Source organism: Halalkalicoccus tibetensis (assembly GCF_037996645.1).
Classification (GTDB): Archaea; Halobacteriota; Halobacteria; order Halobacteriales; family Halalkalicoccaceae; genus Halalkalicoccus; species Halalkalicoccus tibetensis.
Map to the genome: position 1 here is coordinate 77,656 of NZ_JBBMXV010000007.1, position 26,822 is coordinate 104,477.

The 26,822-nt window shown below is 54.2% G+C and carries 25 protein-coding genes; 11 read left to right on the forward strand and 14 right to left on the reverse strand.

What is annotated here, in order from left to right:
* The first annotated feature begins 436 nt into the window (after nucleotides 1–436).
* On the forward strand, nucleotides 437–1,849 hold the full coding sequence (locus WOA58_RS18260; protein ID WP_340605726.1) for a sugar porter family MFS transporter: 1,413 nt from the start codon (nucleotides 437–439) through the stop codon (nucleotides 1,847–1,849).
* 1,692 nt (nucleotides 1,850–3,541) lie between these two features.
* Here the strand turns inward: WOA58_RS18260 and WOA58_RS18265 are convergent.
* A complete protein-coding gene (locus tag WOA58_RS18265; RefSeq protein WP_340605727.1) occupies nucleotides 3,542–4,198 on the reverse strand; it encodes a carboxypeptidase-like regulatory domain-containing protein in 657 nt (218 codons plus the stop codon).
* Between the two features lie 40 nt (nucleotides 4,199–4,238).
* Between WOA58_RS18265 and WOA58_RS18270 the strand changes: the two genes are divergently transcribed.
* Nucleotides 4,239–6,086: a glycoside hydrolase family 9 protein gene (locus WOA58_RS18270; RefSeq protein WP_340605728.1), complete on the forward strand. Its 1,848-nt coding sequence runs from the start codon at nucleotides 4,239–4,241 to the stop codon at nucleotides 6,084–6,086.
* A 299-nt stretch (nucleotides 6,087–6,385) separates the two neighbouring features.
* Nucleotides 6,386–6,658 carry a hypothetical protein gene (locus tag WOA58_RS18275; protein ID WP_340605729.1) on the forward strand — a complete coding sequence of 91 codons (273 nt, stop codon included), beginning with the start codon at nucleotides 6,386–6,388 and terminating at the stop codon, nucleotides 6,656–6,658.
* A 427-nt stretch (nucleotides 6,659–7,085) separates the two neighbouring features.
* Here WOA58_RS18275 and WOA58_RS18280 read toward each other — a convergent pair whose 3' ends face one another.
* The 4 genes from WOA58_RS18280 to WOA58_RS18295 form a co-directional block, all read right to left on the reverse strand.
* Entirely contained in the window at nucleotides 7,086–7,487 is a 402-nt protein-coding gene (locus WOA58_RS18280) for a hypothetical protein (RefSeq protein WP_390220989.1), read from the reverse strand.
* A gap of 466 nt (nucleotides 7,488–7,953) precedes the next feature.
* Nucleotides 7,954–9,003 (reverse strand): RNA-guided endonuclease InsQ/TnpB family protein, encoded by a 1,050-nt coding sequence (locus WOA58_RS18285; protein WP_340605731.1) that lies wholly within the window; start codon nucleotides 9,001–9,003, stop codon nucleotides 7,954–7,956.
* Between the two features lie 904 nt (nucleotides 9,004–9,907).
* Nucleotides 9,908–10,300 carry a PIN domain-containing protein gene (locus WOA58_RS18290; protein ID WP_340605732.1) on the reverse strand — a complete coding sequence of 131 codons (393 nt, stop codon included), beginning with the start codon at nucleotides 10,298–10,300 and terminating at the stop codon, nucleotides 9,908–9,910.
* The gene (locus tag WOA58_RS18295; RefSeq protein ID WP_340605733.1) at nucleotides 10,297–10,539 is read right to left on the reverse strand and encodes an antitoxin VapB family protein; all 243 of its coding nucleotides are present in this window, start codon (nucleotides 10,537–10,539) and stop codon (nucleotides 10,297–10,299) included. The genes WOA58_RS18290 and WOA58_RS18295 overlap by 4 nt, the downstream gene beginning before the upstream one ends.
* A 337-nt stretch (nucleotides 10,540–10,876) precedes the next feature.
* Between WOA58_RS18295 and WOA58_RS19150 the strand changes: the two genes are divergently transcribed.
* On the forward strand, nucleotides 10,877–11,380 hold the full coding sequence (locus tag WOA58_RS19150; RefSeq protein WP_390220984.1) for a deoxyribodipyrimidine photo-lyase: 504 nt from the start codon (nucleotides 10,877–10,879) through the stop codon (nucleotides 11,378–11,380).
* Between the two features lie 618 nt (nucleotides 11,381–11,998).
* Here WOA58_RS19150 and WOA58_RS18300 read toward each other — a convergent pair.
* Complete coding sequence (locus tag WOA58_RS18300) at nucleotides 11,999–12,499, reverse strand: small multi-drug export protein (protein WP_340605734.1); 501 nt, start codon at nucleotides 12,497–12,499, stop codon at nucleotides 11,999–12,001.
* A gap of 849 nt (nucleotides 12,500–13,348) precedes the next feature.
* Here WOA58_RS18300 and WOA58_RS18305 point away from each other — a divergent pair.
* From WOA58_RS18305 to WOA58_RS19155, 3 genes are read left to right on the forward strand one after another with little or no spacing between them, the layout of a single operon-like run.
* Complete coding sequence (locus WOA58_RS18305) at nucleotides 13,349–14,752, forward strand: selenium-binding protein SBP56-related protein (protein ID WP_340605735.1); 1,404 nt, start codon at nucleotides 13,349–13,351, stop codon at nucleotides 14,750–14,752.
* Nucleotides 14,753–14,758: 6 nt separating this feature from the next.
* Nucleotides 14,759–15,073, forward strand: coding sequence for a 2Fe-2S iron-sulfur cluster-binding protein (locus tag WOA58_RS18310; protein WP_340605736.1), 315 nt, complete (start codon nucleotides 14,759–14,761; stop codon nucleotides 15,071–15,073).
* 22 nt (nucleotides 15,074–15,095) lie between these two features.
* Nucleotides 15,096–15,389 carry an aldehyde ferredoxin oxidoreductase C-terminal domain-containing protein gene (locus tag WOA58_RS19155; protein WP_390220985.1) on the forward strand — a complete coding sequence of 98 codons (294 nt, stop codon included), beginning with the start codon at nucleotides 15,096–15,098 and terminating at the stop codon, nucleotides 15,387–15,389.
* Nucleotides 15,390–15,434: 45 nt separating this feature from the next.
* Here the strand turns inward: WOA58_RS19155 and WOA58_RS18315 are convergent, their stop codons facing one another.
* A complete protein-coding gene (locus WOA58_RS18315) occupies nucleotides 15,435–15,569 on the reverse strand; it encodes a hypothetical protein (protein ID WP_340605738.1) in 135 nt (44 codons plus the stop codon).
* 154 nt (nucleotides 15,570–15,723) lie between these two features.
* Nucleotides 15,724–16,635: a hypothetical protein gene (locus WOA58_RS18320; RefSeq protein ID WP_340605740.1), complete on the reverse strand. Its 912-nt coding sequence runs from the start codon at nucleotides 16,633–16,635 to the stop codon at nucleotides 15,724–15,726.
* Nucleotides 16,636–16,723: 88 nt separating this feature from the next.
* Here WOA58_RS18320 and WOA58_RS18325 point away from each other — a divergent pair, with 88 nt between their 5' ends.
* Complete coding sequence (locus tag WOA58_RS18325) at nucleotides 16,724–18,001, forward strand: glycosyltransferase family 2 protein (protein ID WP_340605741.1); 1,278 nt, start codon at nucleotides 16,724–16,726, stop codon at nucleotides 17,999–18,001.
* A 63-nt stretch (nucleotides 18,002–18,064) separates the two neighbouring features.
* Complete coding sequence (locus WOA58_RS18330; RefSeq protein WP_340605742.1) at nucleotides 18,065–19,096, forward strand: lysylphosphatidylglycerol synthase transmembrane domain-containing protein; 1,032 nt, start codon at nucleotides 18,065–18,067, stop codon at nucleotides 19,094–19,096.
* Nucleotides 19,097–19,126: 30 nt separating this feature from the next.
* Here WOA58_RS18330 and WOA58_RS18335 read toward each other — a convergent pair whose 3' ends face one another.
* From WOA58_RS18335 to WOA58_RS18355, 4 genes are all read right to left on the reverse strand, one after another.
* Nucleotides 19,127–19,540, reverse strand: coding sequence for a universal stress protein (locus WOA58_RS18335; RefSeq protein WP_340605743.1), 414 nt, complete (start codon nucleotides 19,538–19,540; stop codon nucleotides 19,127–19,129).
* A 773-nt stretch (nucleotides 19,541–20,313) separates the two neighbouring features.
* A complete protein-coding gene (locus WOA58_RS18345) occupies nucleotides 20,314–20,703 on the reverse strand; it encodes a PIN domain-containing protein (RefSeq protein WP_340605746.1) in 390 nt (129 codons plus the stop codon).
* A gap of 7 nt (nucleotides 20,704–20,710) precedes the next feature.
* Nucleotides 20,711–21,037 (reverse strand): hypothetical protein, encoded by a 327-nt coding sequence (locus WOA58_RS18350; protein ID WP_340605747.1) that lies wholly within the window; start codon nucleotides 21,035–21,037, stop codon nucleotides 20,711–20,713.
* Nucleotides 21,038–21,288: 251 nt separating this feature from the next.
* Nucleotides 21,289–22,155 carry an HpcH/HpaI aldolase family protein gene (locus tag WOA58_RS18355; RefSeq protein ID WP_340605748.1) on the reverse strand — a complete coding sequence of 289 codons (867 nt, stop codon included), beginning with the start codon at nucleotides 22,153–22,155 and terminating at the stop codon, nucleotides 21,289–21,291.
* Nucleotides 22,156–22,945: 790 nt separating this feature from the next.
* On the opposite strand from WOA58_RS18355, the gene WOA58_RS18360 reads away from it, so the two are divergent.
* Nucleotides 22,946–23,569, forward strand: a complete 624-nt coding sequence (locus WOA58_RS18360; protein ID WP_340605749.1) for a hypothetical protein — start codon at nucleotides 22,946–22,948, stop codon at nucleotides 23,567–23,569.
* Nucleotides 23,570–23,592: 23 nt separating this feature from the next.
* Here WOA58_RS18360 and WOA58_RS18365 read toward each other — a convergent pair whose 3' ends face one another.
* Both WOA58_RS18365 and WOA58_RS18370 read right to left on the reverse strand, forming a co-directional pair.
* Complete coding sequence (locus WOA58_RS18365) at nucleotides 23,593–24,012, reverse strand: TRAM domain-containing protein (protein ID WP_340605750.1); 420 nt, start codon at nucleotides 24,010–24,012, stop codon at nucleotides 23,593–23,595.
* 343 nt (nucleotides 24,013–24,355) lie between these two features.
* Entirely contained in the window at nucleotides 24,356–24,706 is a 351-nt protein-coding gene (locus WOA58_RS18370; RefSeq protein ID WP_340605751.1) for a DUF6788 family protein, read from the reverse strand.
* A 786-nt stretch (nucleotides 24,707–25,492) separates the two neighbouring features.
* On the opposite strand from WOA58_RS18370, the gene WOA58_RS18375 reads away from it, so the two are divergent.
* On the forward strand, nucleotides 25,493–26,734 hold the full coding sequence (locus tag WOA58_RS18375) for an orc1/cdc6 family replication initiation protein (protein WP_340605752.1): 1,242 nt from the start codon (nucleotides 25,493–25,495) through the stop codon (nucleotides 26,732–26,734).
* The last annotated feature ends 88 nt before the right edge of the window (nucleotides 26,735–26,822 follow it).

The window sequence follows — 26,822 nt, forward strand, 5'->3', positions numbered from 1 at the left end:
AATGCCGTCCTTTCAGGGCGGGAAGATTGCAACCGGTGGGTCAGCAACTCCCGGGAAGTCCCGTCGAGAGATCTCACCGATCACAGCGTTGCGCTAGCATTTGGTGTCCACTCGTCTAAGTCTTGTTCTTCCCCTGACTAAACTCCCAGCTGTGGCTTACGGACTCTACTACGTCCTGAACTAAGCCAACAAGCGATCGTATCAAGTTCCAATAGCGGAGTGAGAATTTACTCGTTCAAACGGTTCTAGATCGGATTTCGATGGTACACCGTTGCTTTTGCAAGGGCCGATGTTCATGTAGGACGTGAGAATACTGGCTAAGAGAAACAATGGCATGTGACTGGAGAAATACGTATCGAGATAATTACTCTCACAGCCACAACTGCTCGCTATTATCAATTTTGGGCCAAAAAAGAAGACGCGAGATGAGAGCGAGATGAATGTAATCGATACTGCTCTCAACGCTGACCGCGAGCATGGGACCTTTGTATACGTCGTTGCCTTCATCGCTGCACTCAATGGGTTACTGTTTGGCTTCGACATCGGCGTTATTTCCGGGGCATTGTTATACATCAACGAAACGTTCACTCTGACGCCGTTTCTCGAAGGCGTAGTCACCAGCAGTATGCTCATCGGTGCGATGATCGGCGCGGCGATCGGGGGCCGATTATCCGACAGATACGGCCGGCGTTGGGTGACGTTTGGAGGCGCTGTTGTGTTCTTTGTCGGTTCGTTCGGTATGGCTCTCGCGCCGACGCTTGAGTGGCTTATCGCGTGGCGCGTGATCGAAGGTGTCGCCGTGGGCGTCGCGTCCATGGTCGGGCCTCTCTTGATCGCTGAGATGGCCCCTCCGGACATCCGAGGGGCACTCGGATTCCTTCAACAACTAATGATCACGCTCGGTATTCTACTGGCATATGTCACTAATTATCTGTTTGCTCCCGCATTCTTGGGGATCATCGGGTGGCGCTGGATGCTGCTATTCGGAGCTGTACCAGCGGCCGTTTTAGCAGCCGGAACATACTTTCTGCCCGAAACACCACGATGGCTTATCGAGAAGGGGCAAACTGAGGAGGCTCGTCGCGTCTTATCACGCATCCGGGCGAAGTCTGACGTCGATGATGAGCTCGATGAGATTCGCGAGATCAGCGAGATCGAATCGGAGGGGGGCTTGTCCGACCTCTTAGAACCATGGGTTCGCCCGGCGCTCATCGTCGGGGTCGGGCTGGCAATCATTCAGCAGTTCGCTGGGATCAATACGATCCTCTATTACGCACCGACGATCCTCACGAACATCGGATTTGGCGATATTGCGTCACTTGTTGGAACAGTCGGAATCGGCATCGTCAACGTCCTCTTGACGTTTGTCGCTCTCCTATTAGTGGATCGTGTCGGACGACGACCGCTGTTGCTCGTCGGAACCGGTGGAATGGCCGTTATGTTGGGTATTCTCGGTCTCGGGTTCTTCCTACCCGGTCTCTCGGGGATCATCGGCTACATTACACTGGGAAGTATGGTCCTATACGTTGGGTTCTTCGCGATCAGCCTTGGGCCGGTGTTCTGGCTCATGATTTCGGAAATTTACCCGCTCCACATCCGTGGCACGGCGGAGGGCACTGCTAGTGTCTTCAACTGGGGTGCGAACTTCACCGTCGCACTGACATTCCTCCCATTGGTCGACCGAATCGGCGAAGGCTACTCGTTCTGGATCCTCGGTGGCTTTTGTGTCCTGTCGTTCGTCTTCATCTACACGCGCGTCCCAGAGACGATGGATCGTTCGCTCGAGGAGATCGAAAACGATCTCCGCTCGAGCACTATTGTTGGCGCTGACACGGATCCGTCTGATTGAACATATTACGTCGGTGGAAAATGTAGGTCAGCACCTCTACAAAGATCTCGAGACCGACGAGACACTCTCGCTTGCTTTCGACATCAAGACCTTATTCCATCGAAAACACTCGGTAGACGTTGTTCCTGCTCCATACAGAATTATCTCCCAGCGTACCTTGTGTAACACGTCCCAATACTCAGCCAGCTCGTTGCACAAGGCATGAAACTGAAGAAGTCCTTCCGAGAGCACTAGCAACCACATTTAAGCAGTGGCATCTGCCTTGTGCAACAGCAAGCGATCCATAGCAGCGGTTGTTGCACAAGGGCAAGAAGAACACCAATGCGTCTAAAGACTACCCACTGGTTAGTTAGGTCGGAAAAGTTGGATCAATTCGTAACACGATCACTGCTAAAGTAGAACTCGTAGCCGACTCGTAACCGAAGAGAGCTCGAATGGGGGACTTACCATTCTATCTGAATATGGACTCTGCTCGGAGGACGTGATGGCAGTTCGAAGACTGGCAATGACGGCAATAAGAGCCCGTAGTATCAATCTCCACAACGACGCGGGTAAAGCGACCTCTGATGACGACTGTATCGACATCGTCTCGGGTCGTAATCTCATCTGTAGCGAGTCGTCTACCGCTCTCGTCGAAATGGGATATCATACTCATGAGTGGTCAGCTCACAGTCGAGCACCCGATCCAAGAGTGCCGACAGGATGTCTGCAAGGGTTCATTGAGACGTACACACTTACTCTGTCGGCTTCCAGCAAGTATACAGAACACTAGCATGACTTTCACAGATGGTTCACTCTCGATGAGTTATTCTCGTGGGTTGTCTGGGGTTTGAAGACATAGGTGTGTATATTGATACCAAGAGGCACTACTATGGTCAATCCGGATAGACAGCTAGTAGAGTGAGAATGCCACCTCCACCCGAGGAGAAATAATAGCTGTTCGGGTCTTTCGTTGGATCAGGGACAAATCCTCATTCGCGGAGAAAGCTATCAATAGCCCTGCCAGTTCCCGTCTTTACGGGGTTCAGTCGCACCCGAAAGGACGCCCTGCTTGTTTCGGGCGATCTGCACGTCGCCGAAATATTGGGCGGGAGGGCAAGGAACAAACTCGTGCTCAGAATGACTCAGACAGGGATCGTACCGTATAAACAAGAGAAATCGACGACTTAGAGCGGCTGCTTAGATGATCTTTCCTTATATCGTATTATACCGATATTTCTTCCCCAATCAGGAATTTATTATCTGTAACATGGTTTAATAGGAGATATTATCGCCCCTATTGTACCCATACGTAGATTTATTATCCTACAATGCGCTTCCAAGAGTAGGTGATGCGAACACGTTACAGGCATATTGCATAATAAGACCACCCCGACTGTCCACCACGAGTAACTATGTGAGGTCACCAAGTGGATGGATATACTGCTGTAGGTTCAGTGAGAGATGCCATGCTCTCAGTGGTTCTTGACTACTGACATTTGTAGCCCAACTATGCGTGAGCAGAGAGATGGGTACAGAACAAAGACTATTCTTTAGACAGATCACCAGGAGAATCGTGTTAGAGAGTTACTGCTAATCGTTCTATTCGCAATCAGAGGAGTTTACTTCGCGTCATTTATCCTCGTGGTACGATCTTGGTCCCGCTCTATACGAATACTGCTGCCGGTGTTACAGCTCACTGTCAACAAGCTCTTAGGCGTCAATTTCTTCCTCTGCTGCAAGCGATTCGAACAGGACCTCTACTTCCTCATCCGAGAGACTTTCTTGCTCTTCGGACTCCTCTTGTGTTTCCTCGGATTCATCTTCATCAGCCCCACTGGTGTCAGTCTCCTCAACGTCTTCTTCATCAACGCTCGCTGCACTATCATCAGCTTGCTCAGTCTCACCGGCATCAACGTGCTCTGTTTCGTCAGTAGCTGCGTCCTCAGTGTCCTCTGGTGCCACTGGCACTGCTTCAAGGGTTAGAGTGACATCTTCGTCTTGAGAGATCGTGAGACTGGCATCCGCTTCTTCGTATCCACTGGCCTCAGCCGTAATCTCTACATTACTATTAGATTCAGTTTCAAAGGTAGCGATCCCGTCAGAATCAGTCTCAACGTTCTCTCGAGTGTTGAAAATGATCGCATCATCGTGCACGAACTCGACATCAGCGCTTTCGATTGCTTCCCCATCACTATCAGCGACAGAGACGGTTACAGTATACATCTGATTGACGTCAGTCTTATCCGTACTATCGGTTTCTTCATCGTCGGCTTCAGCTTCGTCTGCTTCCTCGTTCTTAGAAGAATCAACTTCGATAGTAGTATCGGAAAATGAGAAGATTCTAATTATACAAGGTGTGAATATCACCTGGTTTTTCTTATATTAGAACAACAATTGTTAGTGAAGCATGGACGAAAAACTCGAACTCTTCCGAAGCGAATTCATGCGGATGATAGCTGGAGCCACAGTAGTAGGTAGTACAGGGATCGCTGCATCGAGTACACAGGCAGCTGCAGAGGACTCATCCGATCCGGACGATCTGGATGTCGATCCGATCTATCCACTTGAAGAAGATACGAAGATCGATCAAGTTGGGTATCTACCCAAGGAGCCCAAGATCGGTATGGTTACGATCGACGCAACCACGTTCCATGTTCGAGATGCGGTCAGCGACGAGAGCGTGTACACTGGCGAGTTATCGGACCCGATCTCGGACGCTAACTCGGGGGATACAGTCCGTCATGCGGATTTCTCATCGGTAACTATTCCTGGAGAGTATGTGTTAGATGTCGAAGATACGACTCTTTCCTATGATTTCACCATTAGCGACGGTGTGTTCGATACCGCTCTAATGCAAGCAGGACGAGTCTACACTCTCATGCGGTCGGGAATGCACCTCGATGATCCGCTTACGGGCGCACAGTACGCAGCGGGACATGAAGATGATGCGGAAGCAGAGCTGTTCTTCTCGGATGACTACTACGATGAGGGCGATTCGATCGATGTTAGCGGTGGGTGGTACGATGCAGGTGACTATGGGAAATATATCCCCCCTGCATCAGTTACTGTCGGACAGTTGTTGTTGACCTACGAACAGTACTCCGAAAAGTTCGGTGCTGATCAGTTCTGTCTTCCCCATGAGACATCCGACTCCGACGAGGATCTGCCCGACCTCCTTCGAGAGGTGAAGTTCAATCTCGAGTGGATGGAACGGATGCAGCGGCCAGATGGAGGGATCTACCACAAGGTTGCGGGTGATGAATTCCCCGACCTTGACGTCACGCCGAGCGAAGACACACAGCAGCGCTATGTGTTCGGATTCTCGACGTTCGGCACAGGATTCTATGCGGGAGCGATGGCAATGGCTTCTCGAATCTATGAGGAATACGACGAAGCATTCGCTGAGCGACTCCTCTCGAACGCACAGGGCGCCTATCAGTATCTCCAAGACAATCCTGATCCAGAGTTCCGGTTCGACGAAGGTCAGGATAGTGGCTCAGGTCCTTATCGGAAGGATACCGACGACGAGGAACGTCTCTGGGCAGCGGCCGAGCTACTGAAGACGACGAACGATCCGGAGTACGATGAGTATCTCACAAGCTCACTAACTGACCAACTCGAAGCACAGCCAACGACGATCACCTGGTCCGATGCACGGACGCTGGGGCTGTGGGCCTACTATACGAGCGATGAGAACACCACTGAGTTTGCAGAGACGATACAGCAGAACTTCCGTGAGTACGCTGATGACCTCGTTGAGCACATCAACGAGGACGGATATCGAGTTGCACTCGAAACTGACGAGTATGTGTGGTCTTCGACAAAAATAGCCGTCGCGAAGGGTATGAACCTCTTGCTAGCAAACGAAATAACAGCTGATCAAGCGTACGTGAACGGGGCATTAGACCAGCTTCACTATGCCTTTGGTCGCAACACCAACAGCACTAGTTACATGACCGGGGCAGGTAACACACCTGCAAGAAACGTTCATGATCGGATCATGGTTAGTACCGGCTATTACCTGCCAGGACACGTCGTCGGGGGACCAAATGCACAGACGGATAACCAGGATCCGATCCTGCAGCGCCGTCTTGCCGAGGAGTCGCCTGCTCCAGCAGAAGCTTACTACGATGATGTCCAGTCATATGCAACTAATGAATTCGCGATCGATTACACCGCTCCAGTGGTCTTCGTACTGGCGCACTTCGCCTCATCTGATCCCGAACTCGATGAGCTCGACTATCTCCGATCCTGATCAGAGGAGTCTATAGCGGCAGTGGCCGCTGTTCTAACTATTCTATTCGTTTCTATCTTGATTGCCAACTAATCTCTTTACTGCAAATTCGAGTACAGTGTCTCGGCGTTGCGGTAGGCTCGGTATTATGGGGAAAACGTTTTGGTTTCTTTAGAACCCGCTGAAAGGTTCGTCACAAAGACTGCTGTTCCGTCTCCCCTACGCCGAAGGATCGTACAGACGTTACTGAAGAGAGAGGTCCATAAGGACTCGAAAGTGACGATTGGATGCGGTCTCGCACCGTCTCGCAGACGGAGAAAATGACTGCTACCATCACCAGATTGGAACCACCGCGAGCGCTCCAATGGGTCGCTACGATCCCCTTCTCGTGGGTGTTCAAGATCTGTCATACTTTCGAACTGCATTCAATCGATAACGATCGTACGCAGTTTATCAACTACGAACAGCTCTCGAGTTTTCTCGTCCCGTTCGTTATTTCTGCCGATGCTCAACAGGGCTACGAAGCGATGAATAATGCACTCGCGGAACGCGCTGAACAGCGCTTCGGTGCCGTCTCCGAATCGGACACGTGAGGCAACGAGTGTGTCTCATCCAGAGACGGATGATTAGCACTGGCTGGCTAAACGATTCTGAAAACGACGGATAGTATAGCCGATCTCCGATCAGGATAGGCACAACGTCCCTTTGGGCTCATGTACAGTGCTTAGTGAAATCATAGCCAAGCATTTCGCTTGCGCGTTTAGTTCCCTCAGTTGCGTCGATATGTGAATAATGCTTGCAGTAGTGGAGGAGACCGCTGCAGACCGTCCCCATTTGATTGAGTGGCAAGAGAAAATTGAGTATTTGCTCGTGCTATAGCCCAGTGTGTACCCCCATTGATCAACTGTGGTACTGTACCAGAACACTCCCGATCGGGCAAGATCGCCATATTCTCACTCTTTGCAGACAGACAGGAACGGAGAGATGACAACAGGGCAGTCGTCAGCAAAGGAGAGGAAGTTAATCCGCTTGAGAGGTGAACGACGGTGTTGTATCGGCTGAAACATACGAATCAGCCTGAACAGAATTCTGGTGGCGCTTGTGGTCGTACCAGAGATACGCATCGGTACAAAAGAGGTCAATCCGTTCACCAACACTGCCAGTTGCGTGCGATTGGTTGTATGGTGATTTCGGAGCTCGGAAGAAACTGATCAACGTCCACATAACACAAGTTGCGAGTGCTCCTGCAGCGGAGAAGGTCATACCGAGTGTTGCAAACGTAAACGCGTAGACACCGCCGATAATCATCGAGGGAGCGCTCGTTGCAAGTGGGACTCGTGCAGCCGTATCTCGAAGTGTCGGCGCAAGGAATACAATCGAGAGGCTGCTACCGATCATGAAGATGAAATCTTGCCACATCATAGTCGTACTTTTCTGTGGGTGGGAGGGTGCTTTCGAACTCGCATCAAGATTTACTCGATCAGTAGTAAATAAATGTCTTATGATCCAGTAGTTCATTAATTTGTACACAGAAGACCTAAGGCGTCTGAACAGTGATGATACCACGGCACAAACTATCTACTAGTACGGATATTGACATCCTCCCCGCCCTAAAGGGCGAGGATTCCCCGAAGGGGATATTGAGGTTGCGCGTTTCCTTGGGACTCAAAGACGCTTTCGCGTGGTCCGTCAAAGGTTGCCGCCCAGTTGTGACCAAGGGCGTGCGTTACAGCGCATAGAGCCGTGTCAAAGCGGCCTTCCTCCCCGTATACAACGGGCGTCAATGACGGCGGGTTCTTCAGCCCGCGAGGGAGCACGGTTCGCCTCACCCGAAGTCTAGCGGAATCGAAGATTCCGCTGACCTCGCGGAACAGGGTTCCGCTTAGTGTTAGGCCGTGCATGGTTCCCCCTCTCGTTTCCCGATGTTCGCGGCGGCGTTCAAGTCCGCGTGACGTTCGTAGCCGCACGAATCACATCGGAAGTGGTCGCCGTTCCGCGAACCGCGTTCACCACATGAAGAACAGTCTTGGCTCGTATACGCCGGGTCAACCGTTTCGACGCGGATACCGGCTTGTTCGGCCTTGTAGGTGATGAACGTCTGAAGCTGGTGGAAGTGCCACGAATGGACACCTGACCACTCCGTTCGGTCGCGGATGCCTTCGAGCGTTTCAATCCGTACCACCGGATTCTCGAATTGGTCGGCGAAATCGACCAGCCGACGCGAGAGGGTATGATTGAGGTCGCGGATACGACGGTGTTCTTTGTTACCCACGCGGTTGCGAGCACGAAGTGCCCCCGCTTCTTGAAGCGAATCGCGTAGGGAACGATATTTCCGTCTGACGTATCGCGCCTCTTTACCCGAAACCAGCATTGATCCGTCCGCTCCGAGGGCGTGCGCGGCGAGGATGTGACGCTCGCCAATGTCTACACCGATGGGCGTCTCGCCTTCGGGAACGGTGTCGTATTCGACGGTGAACGAACAGAACCATTCGTCTCCCCGGCGGTAGACCTGAAGGCGGGACTTCTTCGCCTCGCCTTCGAGCACCCGTTCGACGGGTTCGCGTATCTCGTCATGGACGTGAATCGGCGTATACCACCACTGCGAGATACACGGGAAGCCGACGACGACTGAACCGTTATCGGTTGTTTCGAGTTTCCAATTCTGGTTGTTCGTAGCGAACGGTTGGGCAGCGGTGTAGTCCATCCACCCGTCGCGTTTGTACTCGGCTTTCGCCTCTCGAATGGCTTGGTTCTGAACCGCCGAGTAGAGGTCGTTATCGATGCTGGCAGTGGTCACGGACATACCGAGTTCGCCGGAAGCCCACCCATCGACCAATCCCTGTTTGGTATCGCGGTAGACGTGCATGGCGTCTTGCCATTCCCGTCGGCGCGAGCGGGTTGGTTGATGGAACTTCGCGGTTACAGTGACCGTGACCATTACATGTGTAACGAGGAGTCCGATGTACCTAAACCTAACCAATATCAGGCCATGCTGTATCGTGCGGAAGATTGGCGGGAATTACGGCGCGTATCCCCGCCCTGAAGGGCGAGGCTTTGCGCCTGTTTCCACGTAATAACCGATCTCGCTGTTGCTGAGTGGTTTCTTGCTTGTTGGGAACAATGATTGCCGCAATGACACGGCATACAACCGGTCTCAATGATTCACCAAGGTAGATGAAGGACCCCGAGAAGGATATTGATACTAACGTTTCAACCACACAGGCAAAGCCAGCGGAGCCACCAACAAACGACTCCGGTGAATACATTTGTGGACGAAGAACAGAAGAAGAGACAACATGCTACGCGGTCGTCTCACTGCCGTATGTGGCCTGCCATCAACATGATGGAGTACCGTTTGCCACTCAGCAGGAATAATACAGGCACTCCTCTAGATTCGGGTCTGAACGAATACGATTGGGATGTCATGACAGTTGTGACAGTCATCAACTCAAGAGCCTCAGAATAGGAGAGTGGGATGTCCGTAATTCCCGTCGAGGGACCTATCTTTAGAGCTGCTACAGCATAGCACAATTGCTGGCGGAGTACCTGCCGCCAATCAAGGCTGTTATCGATCTCAGGCCGATTCGCCGTTTTACAAACTGAGTACATGAGATCGCATCAACGGGACCTGCGGTCCGCCGATTGGACGAGTGGGATAGTACTTCTGTCTGCCTAAGAGTTTATCCCAGAAGACGGGTCCACCCAAGCATATGCCCGCCGGAACCCCCGACGAATGGCTGTTCGAAGACTGGCAGCTGATTGCCCACGCACTCACCGCCACAACACACGAGAACTGTCGGTGCTACGAGTGTGATACGATCGATACCGAACCAAGTGCGAGATCAGTATGTTCGTACGTCGAGACCATCAATACGCTCGAAGTGGTCAACGTTCCGGGTCACGATGGGCTCGTCGTGGAGAAGAGCAGTAGCGGCAATGATACAATCTTCACGGTCGATTTCTTGTCCAGATGAGATAAGTTCACCTGAGAGTTTCCCGGCCTTTCGCATTATCTTCGCGTCAGCAGGTACAGCATGGCGGGAGTCGAGGACAGCTAGTATTTTCTGGCGGCGCTCTTCCGGGACATCCAACTGCGGGACGGCCTCGTAAAGCTCGAGGACGGTAATGCTGGCAAGGCGTTCTGGCCGCTGTTCGGATTCGATGATGTCGAGAGAGCGTACAGCATCGGACTCATCCTGGAGGATGTCGATGATAAACGAGGTGTCCTCGATCATTCCGTGCCTCGAAGGTCATCAGCGAGACGGTCGCGGCGGTTACGAGAGCGTTCCCGTCCATCCTCGATGATCGCTTCGAGGTCGTCCGCCTCGTCCTCAGAGAGGATACCTGTGACCTCGGACCAGGACCGTTCGCCTGCGATTCGTTTGACGACCTCCGAAAATGACTCCCCCTCCCGTTTGCGGGCTTTGAGCCGTTCGTAGGCTTCTTCGTCAAGCGAGATCGTTTTGGTCGCCATTCCAATACACAGTTGTGTGTGTATACTAATAAAATTCAGGGGAGATATCGCCATAGAAGGTTTAATCATCAGACCATTATCCAGTGAAGCTGGTAGAACAGTTCTTGGTCGTTTCGCGAGTTCCCTACAAGGTTTTTGCGTCAACTGATCGTTCCAGTTTCACCGTGGTTGGCGGTTCTATAATTCGGTAGAGCGTCATTAATCAAATACCGATGACACCCTTTCAAACTCGAACTCGAACTCAAACAGCCGAGAGAAGACAGAGAAGGGGAACCACCAGACAGAGGCATGCTATCGTCATCTCTTCTCGAACGGCATTCGGATCCGAATCCAGCCAATGACAGTTCTGTTCTGGCATCGTACTGATCTTCGTCTTCGGGATAATCGAGCGCTCGAGAAAGCACTGCAGACTGCCCACAAAAGGGGGACGGTCGTCCAACCAGTCTTCGTCCTCAATCCACAGTTCTACTCTAAGGACACGTTAGCCTGCGATGCTCGGATTCGATTCCTCCACCAGTGTCTCGAGAGTCTTAGAGACCAGTATCGTACCCATGGCTCGGAACTAACCTTCCTCCATGGAGAGTCAATCGAACAATTGCTTTCAATTCCAGCACAGGACTCTAACCCCGACTCCACTGCTACTGAGCAATCGGAGTCGATTTTCTATACTCGCCATCCGACCGCTCGCTATGGTGAGCGACGTGATAGAAGACTCCACGAACAAGCCACTGGTTCAGAACTAACCCATGCTGTCTCTCCCCACGCAGTCTATGAAATCGTTGTCGAGGGGCAACGTGCGGTCTACAAATGTTCTACGGGCCCAACCGGAAGGGAGAGATGAGAGCCACATTACTGCACTCATCGATGATCGAGCTTCCATCCCAGTACCAGAGATTCTCTCGATAGGAGCGCAATGGAGTTTGACGAATTCAAGGACGCCTTCGACGAGTGCCCAGAGGGACATTCAGAATAAAAATCAGCACTCTGTTGGAATTCTCAGAGCATAATAGGAATGGAGTGCTGAATACAGAGAATGAGTGCAGCACAGTAATAGAATTTATTTCACAATGAATCTACCGAATCAGACGTTCAGGAGGTGCGCGAACTGTACAGATGATGAGTCCGATAACCGTCGAGACACGTTGTATCGACTGCTACATTGACTCACTCGGGCCGACTGCATCACGTACAAAATAATAGAGAATCCAAACGATGGGGCCGCCCAAGAACGCGCCAAAGCCCCACGCAAGTTCGTGAGAACTCCTGCGACTGTTCGCATCTCGGTGGATGGAAAACGCTACGATAAGAGCAAAAGCGATCGTGACGAGACTTATCAATAGATCGGTGGTACCAACAGAGTCGATAACTGCGAGTGTCGTTACAAAATGGTCCACAATAAGATGGGATATAGATGGTGGTAACTGTATACTCTGTACTTGCCAATATCTGTAGCAGGCAACTACGACAACCCGAGAACGGAGAGGCCGGCCACCGAGCCAGCGACAAGCGCGACCGTCCAGGCGCCGAGTCCGACCGTCAGCCAGATGACGACGCGGTGTGGACGGCCATCGACCGTGATCGCGATCAGCGCCGCGAGGTGGATCCCCGCCAGTATCGGACCGACGAAGGAAAATCCGACGAGTCCGTACCGCTCCCACACGCGACGCGCGCGGCCGGCTCGACCGCTTGAGTGTGTCCCGTCGTTTCCAGACCGCTGACGCCACCAGCCGACGAGCCGGTGCTGAAAGCCGACGATCAACCCGACAGCGGTGACGCTGCCAGCGAACGCGGCGAATCCCGTCGCGATGGGATCCAGTCCGAGTCCGATCCCGACCGGGATCACGACGAATGGTTCGACCGCCGGAACCATCGCGAGCAGGAAAACGAGGACGTACCGGAAGACGCCCCCCGTCTCCTCAAGTACGCCTGCGGCGTCGACGAACGCTATTACCTGTGACATAGTGATCCCCTCGAGCGCAACCGATCGATAGCGGACCGAAATCGTGGGCCTCGATACAGACGGGATATACGTAACCGGGGAAAATGTCGATTCCGGTTCGGATCTGAGCAGGTCGAGAACCCGCCGTCAACGGTCAAGCCATGACTGCCGACCAACGAGATCTCGTTGTTCCCAAACATTTTGACTCATCTCCCGTGATCTCTCCACCAACGTTAGCTACAATCGCACCCATATCGCTGTAAAATCATCCACTGTTCAAACAATCACCTATTATGTACATAAAGTTGGCAATAGAGACTACTCGTTCTATATCTAATATACAAGTGCCGGTAGGTGGATTACCTATACTGACCGATCACTACCATTCGTAGATCGGCTCTTAGCTAGTACCACACTCGGGCTCTGTATTCAGCACGATTTCTGAAACCCTATCAGCGTTTAAGGATTTCTAACACGTTCAAATTATTTTATGACCCTAACCCAACCAACCCGCTGGACGAAAGAGCAGCCAGCTCAAAGAATATCGTCAGTCGTCTCGGCTGTTCGGAACGATTCTAGGTCCGTATACCGAAGTCCATACGGAACACGCGTTGCCAGCAAAATTGGGTCGGACAACTCATACAACGACTCGGATTCGAACACGACCTAAGCAAATAGAATTCTAATACAGACTTAGTGCAATACCTATTAGGTAGGTGTACGAATTGAGTAGGGAGATCAGAGGGAATCCACGAGAATCCGGACGAGACGCGCTTAAACACGCTCTCCAAGCAGCCCACTGACATCAACAATGTGATTCGAAAAACGAAATTATTATTTATGGTCTAATCGACTGTGTTACTTACTACCATGAATACCGACGAGCCCAATCAATCGACCGAGACACACGGGCATGAACACCACGAGGTAGAGGGGCCAGGCTATCCGACACCTGCGGCGATGCGGACGGAATCTGAACGCGAGAAGACTGCCTTTGTCATGTCGCCCCGGGTCGGGATGGACGTCGACGGTCCAGACTTCGTCGGTGTCGTCGATGTGGACCCCAATTCCGACACCTATGCCGAGTTGATCGACACCGTTGAGATGCCGAACAAAGGTGACGAACTCCACCACTTCGGCTGGAACACCTGTTCGTCGTCGTGCCACGCCGAAGGATTGACCCGCGACCACCTGATCGTCCCCGGCCAACGCTCCTCGCGAATTCACATCGTCGACGCCTCCGATCCCCGACAGCCGGCAATCGAGAAGGTAATCGAACCCGAGGAAGTGTTCGAGTACGACCTCTCGGCACCCCACACCGTCCACTGCGTTCCGGGAGGAAAAATCGTCATCAGTATGCTGGGCAATTCCGACGGCGAGCTCCCCGGCGGTTTCCTCCAGCTCGACCAGGACGACTTCTCCATCGATGGCCACTGGGAGGGCGACCGCGGTGCCATGGAAATGAACTATGACTACTGGTACCAGCCTCGGCACGGCGTTATGCTTTCGACGGAGTGGGCGGCGCCACAGACCTACTACCCTGGTTTCGATCTGGAGGACGTAGAGGCCGGCAAGTACGGCGACAGCATCCACATCTGGGACTGGGAAACCAAGGAACACCGCCAGACGCTCACCTTTGGCGAGGAGGGGCTGATCCCACTGGAGATCCGGATGCCTCACAATCCAGAGGAGACGGAGGGATACGTGGGTGCCGCGCTCTCCTCGAACGTCATCCGGTTCTGGGAAGGGGATAACGGAAACTGGGAGTGGGAGAAGGTGATCGACATCGAGGACCGTGAGCATCCGGACTGGAACATGCCTGTCCCCGGTCTCGTGACCGACATCCTCCTGTCGCTCGACGACCAATACATGTTCTTCTCGAACTGGCTGCACGGTGACGTGCGGATGTACGACATCAGTGATACGGGCAATCCCCGACTGGTGGATCAGGTGTGGGCCGGCGGCAATTTCGGCGACCGACAGGAGGTTGCGGGTCACGACATCCGGGGCGCCCCCCAGATGCTCCAACTGTCTCGTGACGGACGGCGGCTCTACTGGACCACCTCCCTGTTCTCCTCGTGGGACAACCAGTTCTACCCCGAAATTGGCGAGGAGGGATCGTTGATGCTGAAGGCGGACGTCTACCCCGAGAAGGGGCGGATGGAACTCGACGAGGGGTTCGTCGTCGACTTCGGCGACGCGCCCGGCGGTCCGGCCCGTGCCCACGAGATTCGCTGGCCTGGCGGCGACTGTACCAGCGACGTCTGGCAATAGCCGCCGATGCATCGGGTCACCCTGGAGTGGCGCGACGGCCGGGAAGCGACCGTCGACGTCGCCGAGTCGGAGACGGTCGTCGACGCCACCGAGCGCGAAGGTCTCGGCATCCCCTATGGCTGTCTGTATGGCGCCTGCGGCACCTGTACTGGGCGTCTACTGGAGGGTGACCTCGTCCACGTCGAACGGCCACGGGGGCTGAAACCCCGGCACCGGCAGGACGGGTACGTCCTACTCTGTGTGGCCGAACTGCGCTCAGACTGTCGGATCGAGGTCGGCACCCGGATACAGGCCGACCTCGTGCCGAACCCGTGGAAATGAGAGCGACCGTCCGGTCTTCTCGGTGTACGAAGTCGACCTTGGTCTCCAAAAGAGCGAACGCGAATCATTCGACGAGATGTTCGAGGAGTACTACGAGTTCCGCGGATGGAACGAGGACGGGGCACCGACACCCTCGACGCTCTCACGATTCTATCCCACATGCTACGAGAGCTCGAAACCGGCGAAAGGCTCCTGCTTGCCTTTCGCCACCAAGACCCGTACCCGCAGAAACCACTCACTAGATCCACTCCTGGTCCACCCAGAACTATCCATAATCCAGATCTACCTTGTGCAACACGCTCCAATAATTAGCTAATTCGTTGCATAAGGCAGGAAACTCGACTACCACGACAGCCGACCACTACTCCTCGCCGTCAGCCTCGAGTACTGCCAGCTGAACCTCTTTGTTCGCGTACTCGCTACCGAGCGTCACTCGCCCCCGACTATCGATCTGCTTCTCGAGGATCTGGTCTTTTAGCTCAATGGAGACCGTCATCCTCCAACCTCCTCTTCGAGCTCCTCGCCGGCCATATCGGTCGTTGTGGGATCATAGCCGATATCGGCCACCCAGGCTTCGTAGGCGGTTCCAACCGTCTCAACAGCCGCCTGATCGTTGGAATCGGCCGCCAGACCGATTCAACGAGACAGGCTTATCCAACGTATCCCAGCGCTTGAAGTCGTGCTTCGACTTCTGCGCTGTTTTCGGTCGACGTGAGCTCAGGATCATACGTCCCATGATCCGTGGCGGTAGTCTGTGTCCACGGGACAGTTCGAATCGCGGGATGGAGACAACCGACCGGATGATCATAGATCCCCCATTCACCCAACCCATCGCCGTGATCAGCGGTGATCGCGACCCGTTCGGCATCGATGTTTGAGAGGAGGAGATCGACGTCATCCAGTACACATCGGAGGTTGTCCTGATAGGCCGCCCAGAACGTCTCGAAGTCGATCTTGTTTTTCCGGAGTGCATCAACGACGGTATCAGAGAGTGCGGGACCAAACGGCTCGGCGTCGAACGATCGGTCGAGACCAATGAAGGGGTGATGGGGCTGAACGTAGTGGATGATCATCCGATCAGGATCCGTTTCCCGAGCGGTCTGTATCGCACGATCTGTAACCGGTCGCGGGAGGACTGTACCATGCGTCTCATCCCACCCATATCGCCACACTTCATCGAGCTGCTGGAACTGGTCGGACGACAGCAGTCGCTCTGAAAAGACATTGCTTGTAATATAGGCCGTGTTAGCTACTTCTGGAGCATACTCATCGGTGAACGTCTTCGCCATCCACTCTTTGGACATACTACCGACGGATTCCATCCGGTCTACGGTATCGAGAAACTCGTACTCGTTGGAGACAGACCGCAGGAGATCCACGCGACAGGCGTCGAGTATGACGAGGACGTCCCACTCTCGCTCGTAGACGTTCGTCCCTCGTGGAATCGGCCACCCGAGCCACCAGAGACCAGTATACAGGTCATACGCTACATCCCGAACCCCTTCAACCCCCTTCCGGCGAATCTTTTCCGCGGAGACACGGACCCAGTCGCCGAGACTCATTCTGCAGAGTTTCGTCCTCTACGTACAATTATGTGGCGAAGCCAGCCAGTCATAATCTTGAAATGCCAACCAACGCAAGCGACTATCAATGTCGGCAGACGTCAACCACATAGCCGAGAAGGTCGGCACGATTCTCGGCATCGGTGGCTTGTTGAGTCTTGGATTCTATACGGATGCCGACATCTGGACGATAGAAATCGGTTCGACCGTCTTCTGGATATTCGAGGGATTGGTGTCCGTTGGTCTATTTAGCGTTATCGTCGGTGTTGCCGGAATCCTTCTCACGTATGAGGTATGGCTGGGCAAATCATCCTCAGACGAGATACGGAACGGGCCACCAGTACAGGCGATCGTTCCGGCGTATCACGACGCGGATGTCGTCCACGAGAGCGTCACCAGTCTCCTGGATAGTGAGTACGCTCCGCTTTGCATCGCGATCGTTGTCGAACCCGATGACGAACGAACCCGTGATCGTGCGGCGGAATTGACCGACCAGTACGAAACGGTTTCCTGGATCATCAACGATACGCCGGGCTCTAAAGCGACAGCGATCAATACGGCAGTTGAACACAGCACAGCCGATCATTTCGTCGTATTCGACGCCGACGAGCGAGCCTCACCCCGATTCGTTCCCATCGCGATGAGGAGTCTCCTGAACGGAACCGACGTCTTCCAAGGTCGACGAATGCCACGCCCCACAGGACCGATCGAGACAGTGGCATACTGCGAGCGGGTCGTGGTCCAAGCAGGTTATTTGCTCGGTGAACTAGTCGGATTTACCCACTGTCAGAGTTCAGCAACGGGCTTTACTCGCGAAGCCTTCAACAGAGTCGGCGGGTACAGAGACATGCTGACCGAGGACATTTACTTCTCTCATCAGTGCTACCGAGCGGGTCTAACCGTTACACGAAACAGCCGCTGTACGAGTACGATGGAAGCTCCACATACGTTTTGTGATCTCTGGGGACAGCGAAAACGATGGCGAATCGGTCACGTACAGGTAGCCCACAGACGTATCTCCGAGGCCATGAGCGGAAACCGTAACGCCAGTGATCTCCTTACGGTCGGTCGATCGATCGGAGCAGTCCTCGCGGGCGGCGTCTTGCTCGTTCTCACGGCTCATGTGTTGTTCCTATTCGTGGTTAGTACCGAGTCGGCGCTACTCCCGTTTGCCAGCATCTTCGGGATGATTGCCGCTGTCTGGAGCCACGACGCCGCCGAAGGCCGGATCGGACGTCCGTCATGGTCGATCGTATTCGCACCCCTCGTCTATCTCGGACACGGTGTCTTGACGGTGAAGGCACTTTTCGAGTACACCTTGACGTGGAATGGTGAATGGTATCGTGTGGTAAAAGTCGGCACCTGAACATAGTGTCTCCTAGCAACGTCGGTTTTTATTGAGGTGCTTATCGAAGAGCCGAAGCGAGAAATGCCCGAGCTCACGGGAGACAGTAGTGCGGGCTGGATCGATCGAAGAACGATAGCGAAGACCGCCGTTGGTTTCGCCATCGCGGTGGTGCTCGTCTACCTTCTTGGTGTCGGCATCGGATGGGATCGAACGATCGATCAGCTCCAGACATCACAGCTCGAATGGGTGCTCGCTGCTTGCGGGTCGACGGTGCTATGTCTCATTGTTTGGGGGAAAACGTGGCACGTCGTTTTAGAGCGAATCGGCATCTCGGTTCCATACCGGAAGCTCAGTGTGACGTTTTTCGCAGCAACGTTTGCAAATTACGTGACACCAATGGGACAAGCAGGTGGTGAACCATTTATCGCGTACATACTAGCCCGGGATACGGAGGCAACCTACGAGCAAGCCCTCGCAAGCGTTGCCACAACTGATCTCGTTCGGCTTCTCCCGTTTTTTACGATCGGTGGACTGGGGCTTGGATATTTACTGACCACGACACAGATCACCGGATCGATCGAGCTGTTCGCAATTGTGCTCATGGCACTCGCGGTGGTTCTGCCCTTCATCGCTGTCGTTGGATGGCAGTTTCGAGACAGGCTTCAGCGGACAGTACTTCGATGTATAGCCCCAATTGCTAAGCGGACGGACCGAATTACGCTCGACTCGATTCGTGACCGAATCGATCGTCTCTATTCGTCGATCGAGGTGATCGCAAGTTCTCCCCGTGCGCTACTCACAGCAGTCGCCTTCGCCTATATCGGCTGGATTCTGTTCGCCCTACCGCTGTATTTCGCGAGTCTGGCTCTAGGGACTCCGATTTCGCTTCTGCTCGTTTGCTTTATTGTCCCTATAAGTGTGATTGCCGGCTCAGTCCCCCTTCCTGGTGGGTTGGGAGCTATCGAAGGAGCACTGATCGTTCTTCTCACGACGCTTACACCATCGACGACAGCTATTGCACTCGCGATCGCAACGATCTATCGATTGGCGAGCTACTGGCTCGTGATCAGTGTCGGTGGAATAGCGATGTTGTGGGTTGTCAAACGAGTGTGAATAGAGTGGGAACGTACGGTCTTCCGGGGTTTAGATGACGAGGACAGGTAGTTCTGTAAGACGAACGACTCGGTCGGTAACGCTACCGAGCAAGGTCTCCGTGAGGCGATTACGATCGTGTTTTCGCATGACTAGCAAATCGATATCGTGTTCGTTCGCATAGGAAACGATCTCTTCGTGGGGAACACCCTGTACGACCGTCGTCTCGATCCCAACCGAGTAGTTGCGTCCGTTCTCGGCGAACTGCTCGACCGTAGCTGTGGCTTCGGTTTCTAACGTATCGACGACTTCAGTACCAAGGGTAGTCACGCTGTCACGGTTGGTATCGGCGACAGAGAGCACCACGAGCGTTGCTCCATGGTGTTCTGCAAGAGAATAGACGGATTCGTACCGTTCATCGGGTGACGCATCTTGCGCGACGGGAAGCAAGATCCGATCGTACATTAACGAATGAACTATCTGCAGGCACATAGTTTTGTGTGTAGTCATTCGAGAAGGACCAAGAACATCCTCCTGTTCAATCTTGATACTGTACCGGAACCCTCGCGGTCTGGCAAGAAACACGATGGCTCGTGTTCGTTCACGAACCCGGCCTTGAACAACTGTGGGCGTCGGTTGGGAGTCCCACTAACCCGTGAACGATTCCAGATTACTCAGAAGTGAAAACAAATGAACCGCGCTGCTGAGCAGGTCGAACAGTACGATATCGAGATCGGCGGAGGTCCTCTACTGCTGGTGAAAACTCACCACAATAAGCGCCACTCTCGCATTACTAACGGAGGGTTTCCAACGAGGTCAACCGTTTCATTCGAGTCTTGACAAGCAGAAGTCAATACGTTCGTACGTCGAGACCGTCAATACGTTCGAAATGGTCTACGTTCCGGGTGACAATGGGCTCGTCATGGAGAAGAGCGGTAGCGGCAATAATGCAGTCTTCACGGTCGATTTCTTGGCCGGATGTGATGAGTTCGCCTGAGAGTTTCCCGGCCTTTCGCATCACCTTCGCATCGTCTGGGATGGCGTGGCGGGAGTCGAGGACAGCGAGTATCTTCTGGCGGCGCTCTTGGGGGCATTCAACTGCGGTAGGGCCTCGTATAGTTCGAGTACGGTGATGCTGGCAAGGCGTTCTGGCCGCTGTCTCCCAGCGGATTCTCTGGGCTGTCGTTCGACCCGGCAACGTACCCGTCCAGCGAGGTCGATTGTTTTCTTGCTCATCCTCAGTAGCCTCTAACGTCGAGACCATCGACCCGCGCGAATTCGTCGACGTTCCGGGTAAGAACCCGCGGATCCGGACTGCCAACCGCAGTCCCTGCGATGAGAACGTCGCGAGCACCGATGCGTTGACCCTGATCAAGCAAGTCATGCTGGATCGCGATCGCGCGTCGAGCGACCGTCTCCGTAACCGGGAGCACAACAAGCTCATCGACACGCTCGTCGAACTCCGCGCGGTATTGTGCGCTCTCCCCGCGAAGACCGACACTGACCTCGAAAACAGTGAGTGCCGAGAGAGCAACCGGTGTCTCAGAATCGCGGAGCTCGACTAATCGTTCGATCGCCTCACTATCATCACGCAGAACGTCATGAACAAAGGTCGAATCGAGGATCATCGAGCGCTTACGCCTCGTCGATCCCGCTCATCATCTGTTGATCGAACTCCTCGCCCCACTCCTCAGAGCGCTTGCGAGAGCGTTCGGCCGCCTCGTCGTCGTCTCCGAACAGACCGACGAGGTCAAAGAGTGGACCGACGGGGCCGCCACGGGCGCGTTGCTCGTCGGAGAGCCACCAAACGACGGCACCAGCTCCGACCTTCTTTCGTTCGACGTTGCCCTTCTCCTCGAGCGAATTGAGTTTATCGAGCGCGGATCGATTCGATATTCCGAGTACTTCACCCACCTCTTTGCCGGTGAGCGGCTCGTCACGCTCGATGAGTACCGCGATCACGTCATCAATCGTCGTCTTCTCGATATACTTCCCATCGTCTCCGCGGCTTCGACTCATGCGCATGAATTGGAACCACTGCTAGTTAACCATTTCGTCCGTATGAGAACGGTATTTTCATTACCATCTCATACATATGAGGTGGTAGAGACAAACCCTGTTTACGAGACCATCGAAGTGGATACCAGCGCCATCATAACGCCCGAGTCGCTCACACACAGTATAACAACGTGGATATCTGCTTGTGATGGTATCTATTCGTCTGCGCCATTCCCTCCTGGGAACCGGGCCTCGATTCCGCTCGCGAGCAAGCCTCCATCCCCACCAAGCGAGAGTACCTGCCAGCCATCATCGACGAACTCCTCCTCGTCTTCGTCGCCAACCCAATAACCCGGTGCGACCCCATGGCGTTGGGAGGCGTCAAGGACGTCTTGGATAGCCTGTTGGAGCTCTGGATTGTCGAAGTTACCGGGATCATTCAACTGATAGGAGAGGTCGTACGGTCCGACCAATAAACAATCGAGCCCATCTATCTGGGCGATCTCATCGATATTGTCGATCATCTCTCGCGTTTCCACCTGCAACATTACGAACACGCGGTCGTTGATGGTCTCGAAGTACTCGTCGGCCTCCAGTCCGAACTGGGCACCGGCTTGGAGACCGGAGGCACCTCGATTGCCATCGGGTGGATAGTAGGCTGCCTCGACGAACATGCGACAGTCCTCGACGACACCGGGCCCGTCGATTCGCGGAAGAAACGGGATGATGACCCCGTCGGCCCCCGCGTCGAGTGCGCGGTCGACCTCCCGTGGATGGTGTCCCGGGATGCGTACCAGTGCTGCAGTATCATCGGGGATCACCGAGACGATCTGCCGGATGACTTCGAAATCAAACGAGCCGTGTTCGCCGTCGATCCAAACCCAATCGACCGCAGGGTGATTCCCAACGACTGTCGCCGAGTCCATACTCGCAAACACCGTCGCCATTCCATAGACCGTCTCTCCGTCCTCGACCCGATCGGTGAACTCCTCAGAACCGCCGATCAGGGGTTCGTCGGTCGCGTGTGCGCTTGCCCCGCCAATACCTGCTAGTCCGACACCTGATGCGGCTGTTCCCTGCATATAGCGTCGTCGCGTGATCTCTGGACCGATGCCTTGATTGTTATTATCTCCCATAACTCGCTCACGTATTCACCCCAATTAGATAACTATTATTGATGATTTGAGAGTATAATATGTATGACTATAATCCCCCTTGTGTAACCCACCCAACAGTCAGACAGTCTGTTGGACAAGACACAGACTCGATTACTAGGGACTGAACTTCTCCTCCTCGACTGCAAGCCCAGTTATCTGAACCTCCGTGTTCGCTATCTTTCCACTAATCACTGCATGTCTATAGCTGTTCGATGAGATCTGGACATTGATTACGAATAGCGGGATTGTAACCTACGTACAGGTCTATCGGAAGAGTATCTTACTTTTATTGTCGCTGGTTTACCCTCGTGAGTTCATAGACCTTGGCAGTGGAACGGGCGGGTCGGACCAATAGAAGGGCGTTCATACGCTGTATGAAAGCGAGTACTCCACCAATATTGGCGAGTCCCGCGTGCCGCAGTTTGTGTGTAAGGATTCCTCTCCTCATAGCTATCAACAGAGTGTTCTCCTCACTACCGAATCAACCCGAACGGCTTCGGGCATACCTTTATTCCACGCCCACACCGACCGTCCCGGGTCGGAGCACTCCTATACGAACGACTGGCCGTACGTGCCCGGAACCGGCAACCGGCCGACCGGCCAGGTGATGGTCTGGAGCACGATCGGTCTGGTGTTGCTCGTCGGCGGCGGCGGCCTCGGGGTCTAGGCGTACCACAGCCTCGACTTCGCCGAACCGACGACCGAGCTCGTCGACGTGCCCTCGCCCGAGTCGGTCTCGGCCACGCCGGCACAGTACGCCGCCGCGTGGTACGTCCCGGTCGCCGGCGCGCTGTTCGTCCTCCAGGCGCTCACCGGGGCGCTGTTGGCCCACTATTACGTCGAGTGCACCGGCTTCTTCGGCCTCTTCGACGCCTTTGGAGTCGACGTCGTCTCGTGGCTCCCGTTCGCCACGGTCCGGACCTGGCACATCAACCTCGCGGTGCTCTGGATCACGACGCTCTGGCTCGCGGGCGGACTCTTCCTGCCGGGGCTGTTCAGCGACGAGGATCCGCCGGGGCAGGCAGCAGGAACGACCGCCCTGCTTGGCCTGCTGGTCGTGGCGACCCTCGGCGCGTTCGCCGGCGTCTGGCTCGGCACACATGGAAAGCTCGGCTCGCCCGAGGACGGCGAGCTCTGGTGGTGGCTCGGCTCGGAGGGGCTCGAATACCTCGAGGATCTCGACGTCGGTGGGGAAGCGCTGACCGAGCGCTACCCCAAGCTCACCTATCTGCTGGGGAGAATTCCGCCTCAGCGATCTATTTTAAGTACTTCTCGCGATAAGGAGTGGAGTAAGCGGGATTCTTCGGTCGATCACTACTCCTCAGCAGTGCCATTCTGACGGCTACCGCAGCAAGGACGGTTCTACTCGTGGTGCTCGTAGCGTTCGACGACCTCAGCGAAGGCCACCGTTTCCGCCACGCTCGTGATCTCGATCTCGACGCGTTCGTGCGGGTCGGTATCGGGAACGATGACCACGTATCCTCGCTCGACTCGTGCGATCCCGTCACCCTGATCGCCGATCGTCTCGATCTCGACGGTTCGGTGATCGCCCTCAGTAACGGGCGGATTGGGCTCAGTAGTTGCCTGAGTCGATTTTTGACTGGTAGTAGTGTCCGAGTCGGTCTGGGGCCGAGCCTGTGGGACGAGAGCGATACGATACGAACCGTCCGGCTCGAGGTCGCCGAGCTCCACCTCGCGTTCGGGAATCTCGATCGTGTAAGACCCATTTCGGCGATCGATCTCACCACTAAACAGACACAGTAGATCGTCTGAGAGTTCCATTTGAAATACTCAGTTGATGAAGCCGTGGTCAATGTGCATGATAGTACTGGTAGCAGCTGATATGCCCGAGAGATCTCCTCCATCAGTTCCTCAACGAGAGTGTCAGTAGTGCTTTATGTTCACCACATATATAACGGAGGAGTTTCAACTAACAACAGATTCCAAATGAAGGAGTGTAAGCGGTGTGGAAAAGCGTTCCTGACAGATCGGGCGGCGAACGGACACCAGGCGGTCTGTCCCGAGAATCCCGACCGTGTCGTCCCTGACGGCTGGGCGCCCGAGACACATGGTCGTTGGGGAGATACTACAGAGTGAACGTATGGGCTGACCAAAGGAGATAGTGTCAGTCAGTGTCACTGCCGGTTGCTTTTCCTAGATATTTCCGCCGAACAGTGTCTCCATCACGATAGGCCCGATATTTATAGGGGCCATGTTCCCCGCCGCCACTCATGCACGAGCAGCTCTCATCACCACAGGTGCGATACTCGAGATAGACCGCACCACCTGATTCGTTCTCGAGAAGTTGGGTTTCATCCGGCAGTTCGTCTTCGGTGACTGGCTCTTGGCGACGTTCTTCGCGAGCCGCAAGCAGCTTATCGATATATTCGCTGGCGTCCCGAAGCGACTCGTCATCCTGCTTAGGAAGGCCCTCCGCAAGGTAATTCGGAAGGGAGGGAGGTGCAGTCGGTGGCATTTTCCTTGTGCAACGTATAGGGAGAACCGATATAGTATTTGTTGCACAAGACGCCCGGTAGGTCATCTCTCTCAGAGGTGATTCCGTCCGCCATATGTCAGACACCGTTATTTCCACTAATACGATGACAGGAGTAGGGACGCCCAGAACAGGCCATCACTCTCCCCCCACTGTTTCCAGTAAACGCGAGATCGAGTGGGGAGGCGTCTGCTCCTAGCGTGAAGTAACCCCCTAGTTCCCTATCTCTCTAGCCGACTTTTTCGACGCTACGGACCAACTAGTGACTATCCATAATAAAGATTCTCGCTAGATAACTACCTTTCCCAGAACCGCTCCTGCTTCTTCTACTCTTTACTGGAAATAGTGGGGTGGGGGTGTTGGTCTTCTTCTCTCCATGCTTCCCCCTCGCCGTGCGCTGGTTCTTCCGTAGCGCCCAATTACTGGAAACAGTGGGGTGCTCCTTACTTATAAAAGACCCTTTACTGGAAATACTGGAACACGGTGGTTCGATTCCTCTCCTCAATTTTCCCAGAGACACTTCCAATTACCAAGAATAATGGTGTCTGGAGTATGCGATCGATCACACTTTACTGGAAACGGTGGGGTAGCTCGTGAGGGCTAGTAGGGGGTAGTTCGCCATCGACAGACAAGGAACTAGTCTCGATTCCCTAGAGTTTACTGGAAACGGTGGGGTGGTAGTCCGGCTATTCGAAGTGGTTATACTGGAAATACTGGAAACGATGGTCGAAACTATTATCATGGTAGGTTGACTCAGTCACTCCTATCATGGGCCCCCGGTTCCAGCCGGACGATACTCTCTATAAGCGACGGAACACACTCAAGGTAGAGTACGTTCCTGACGAAATCGTCGGACGGGACAACGAGATCGAGGAGTACGAGGCTGCACTTCAGCCCGTCATCAACGGGGAGTATCCCGATAACGTCTTCATCTATGGAAAGACTGGCGTCGGGAAAACGGCAGTAACGAACTTCCTGCGCAACGAACTGCTGGAGTCGGCTGCTCATTTCGACGTGGACATCTCGTTTATAACGCTCAACTGTGACGGCCTGAGCACGAGCTATCAGGCTGCGATCAGCCTCATCAACAAGCTCCGGGAACCCGAACACTACATCGCTGAGACGGGCCATCCTCAATCCAAAGTCTATCGCCTCCTCTGGAACGAACTCAACAGCCTCTCGGGGACCGTTATCATCGTCCTCGACGAGATCGATCACATCACGGACGACACCTTCCTCTATCAGATCACGCGCGCAGACAACAACGGGTACATCGAGAACATCCAACTGGGTCTCATCGGGATCAGCAACGACTCGACGTTCCGTGAGCAACTCGACGCGAAGGTTCAATCATCGCTCTGTGAAACCGAGATCTCGTTCCCGCCGTATGGCACCGAAGAACTCCAAAAAGTCCTCGAACAACGAGCGGACATCGCGTTCCACCAGAACGCGCTTGAGGACGGTGTGATCTCACTGTGTGCTGCACTTGGCCGTCAAGACGGGGGCGATGCACGACGAGCGATTACACTGCTTCGGAAGGCTGGTGACCTCGCCAGAACGGAAAACGCAACGAGAGTCACGACCGATCACGTCGAGCGAGCCCAAGAAAAGCTCGAGGCCCAACAGAGCATGGACATCATGCGTGATCTCACCGAACACGAACAGCTTACCCTGTATGCTCTTACGACCCTTGCCGCCGAGGACGCGACTCCTGCCCGGTCGCGTGTCGTCTACCAGCGATACAAGAAACTCTGTACTACTCAGGACCGTAATCCCCGCACAGCCCGCCGAATGCGGAGTTTTCTCTCCGACTTCGAAATCCTCAACCTGACACTCTCCCATATGGAACATCGAGGTCAGGACGGCGGCACGTATCGTGAACACGAAATCAACCGGGACATCGCGACGATCATCGACGCGTTGCAGACCGTGATCACGGAGTTCGGTGCTCACCGAAGTATCACGGAGTATCTCCCGGACTCGGGCGAAGAGTTCGCCACGATAGCGTAGCTGTCCGTGCTCATCTCCTCGTCTCCTCTACTTACCTAGAAGTAGCGTCAAAGAGACGCGACAGTTTCGGTCAAGATTGTTGCCGTTA